At 60.8% G+C, this 2,498-nt stretch carries 4 pseudogenes; 3 read left to right on the top strand and 1 reads right to left on the bottom strand.

Going from position 1 to position 2,498, the window contains the following annotated elements:
• Positions 1–98: 98 nt before the first annotated feature.
• Positions 99–254: pseudogene (locus LB536_RS31440) on the top strand (Fic family protein); the annotation flags it as partial.
• Here LB536_RS31440 and LB536_RS30910 read toward each other — a convergent pair.
• Positions 190–605: pseudogene (locus tag LB536_RS30910) on the bottom strand (integrase core domain-containing protein); the annotation flags it as partial. The pseudogenes LB536_RS31440 and LB536_RS30910 sit on opposite strands and share 65 nt — an antisense overlap.
• Here LB536_RS30910 and LB536_RS30905 point away from each other — a divergent pair.
• Positions 589–723 (top strand): annotated as a pseudogene (locus LB536_RS30905) (IS110 family transposase); the annotation flags it as partial. The pseudogenes LB536_RS30910 and LB536_RS30905 overlap by 17 nt on opposite strands.
• Before the next feature lie 233 nt (positions 724–956).
• Positions 957–1,878, top strand: a pseudogene (locus LB536_RS30900) (IS110 family transposase).
• The last annotated feature ends 620 nt before the right edge of the window (positions 1,879–2,498 follow it).

Below are 2,498 nucleotides of genomic sequence, written 5' to 3'. Positions count from 1 at the left end.
GCATCACACCGACAGAATGCTCACACTACTTCGAAAACTCCGGATATGACCGAAACTAATCTCATCCCGCTCTAGCGTGGCAGCAATCGACGAAACGCCTCAACAACATTCACCCCTTTATCAACGGAAACAGACGCACTGCCAGGGCGGCCTGCTATTATGGTGACCTGCTCCCCGTTTTGTCCGCGCCTATAAGTTGGCCCTGTTCACGTTGTGGTCCGGTCTGGACCGGTTTGCAAATTCGTTCGGTGTGAGCCCGTCGAGGCTCGCGTGAGGGCGGTTCACATTGTAGTCGATCCTCCATTCTTCGATGCTCTCTCGGGCATGCCGATAGGTGGTGAAGAGCCGCTCGTTGAGACACTCGTCGCGCATCCTTCCGTTAAAGCTTTCCACGAAGCCGTTCTGCATCGGCTTGCCCGGCGCGATGTAGTGCCATTCAACATGCCGATCCTCCTGCGACGCCAGGATGGCATTCGAGGTCAGCTCGGTGCCATTTCCGACACGATCATGCAGGGGTAGCCGCGATGCTCGGCGACGATGTCGAGTTCTCGGGCGACACGTTCGCCCGAGATCGAGTTGTCGACGACGGTCGCCAAGCGCTCTTGTCATCGCAAGGCCTGCGTCGCGGTGGCGCGCAAGCTGGCTGTGATCATGCACGCCATGTGGAGTGACGGCACGTACTATGTTCGCGATGTGAGTGCGACCGACACCGAGGCCGCGTAACGCGCACACACCAAGGACCGGCGTCTGCTGGGAGCGCATCGATGAGTGGCACCACGGAACTTGAAACGCATGTCGGCAACGCGATGACCGGCGCCGCTTGACACATAGGAATTTGCCCCGACGGATGAGGACCGATGCAGACCAACAACGACGGAACGCACGTTTTCTTATGGGATGGCCCGCCCCTCCGGTTCCGGACACAATGTCAGTACGTGTTAGAAGGAGGAAGGAAGATGAACATCGCCGTACTCGGAATCGATCTCGGAAAGACGCTCTGCAGCCTGCTCGGCCTCGACCGCGAAGGTGCGGTAGTGCTGCGTCTCCGGATGCGTCGGCCATCCCTTGCTGCATTCGTCGATAAGCAACCGCACTGCATCATTGGCATGAAGCGAGCTGTGGCGCTCCGCTCGTCAGTTTGCCTCGCTCGGATACGATGTCCGGCTGATGCCCCCGTGAAGTCGCACAAGAACGACGATCGCGATGCCGGGGCAATCGCCGCGGCGGCGACACGACCGACCATGCGCTTCGTACCGGTCAAGTCGGAGGAGCAATGTGCTGTTCGACCGCGGCATCGTTATCGCCAAGGGTCGGCCAAAGCTGAACCTGTGGCTGCGCGATAACTCGCCGAACTGCACGATCCTAACCGCCAGGATGCAGCAACTCGTTCACGACACGGTCGATGAACTGCACGCACTCGATCATCGGATCAAGCAGCTCGACCAGGAGTTCGAAGCGCTCGCCAAAAGCGATGAACGAGCCCGTCTCCTATGCAGCGTGCCAGGTATTGGCGCGCTCAACGCTACGGCGCTGGCAGCAGCGGTCGGCGACGTGTCGGCATTTGCGAAGGGGCGTGACTTCGCTGCCTGGCTGGGGCTTGTTCCACGGCAGATCACGACCGGCGGCAAGCCGCGCCTGACGAGGATCAGCAAGCGTGGGCGCACCTAAATGCGCGTGCCGTTGATTCACGGTGCGCGAGCCGCACTGCCATATCTGGCGCGAATGGACACCCAACTCGGCGCCTGGCTGCAGGCGCTGCTGCAGCGCGCCAAGCGCAATGTGGTGGTTGTTGCGCTCGCCAACAAACTGGCCCGGATTGCCTGGGCCGTGATGTCAAACCAGCGCCCATACAAAGCCGTGACGACCTCGAAGGGGTAACGAGTTTGGTCGAGCGGGCGCGTCCCGGCACCTGTTCGGCCGCATGAAGTCTGCGGGAGGATGTACATAGAGATGGCCCAACGGTTGATCGGCGTTCGGCAAACCTGTCGGCAGGCAGCGGTCCTTTCGAGGCCGCGTATCTTGTTAGGAGCCGGGCGCGCAAATCTCCATCTTGGCAGGGCGCCGAAAGCGCCGAAGCCTGATACATTGGTGCAGACCGGGTGTGCCTCACAAAACATTCCGCTTGCAGATGGGGCGGGCGATACATTGCCTGCGGCCGCGCCGATCGGAAGACGGCGGACCGCGCTCGATTGCCTGTAACGCTGCTCCGTCAGTGCGATGGAAAAGTGCGCCGCGACGGCTCCCGTGCTGCAAATAAGCAGCGCTGCTACGCCGTCGCAGAGCGCGGAGGACTGCTCGTCGCATCGGAACCTGACCCCAAAACGCGGGATCGTAGCCTAGAGAACAGATTCGTATATTATCGTGGCATTGGGGAAAAACGACGATGGGTACAAAGTCACGGAAAGCACAACCGATTAAGACTGCCGCCCGTAATCGGGGCGGGCACTTGGCCGAGAGGAAAAGCGGTGCGTCGGCCGCAGCTCAACTGGCGACCGTCG

The sequence above is a fragment of the Mesorhizobium sp. ES1-3 genome (assembly GCF_020164795.1).
Taxonomy (GTDB): domain Bacteria; phylum Pseudomonadota; class Alphaproteobacteria; order Rhizobiales; family Rhizobiaceae; genus Mesorhizobium.
Note: the sequence above shows the minus strand (reverse complement) of the source record. Positions and strands in the feature narration are given on the sequence as shown.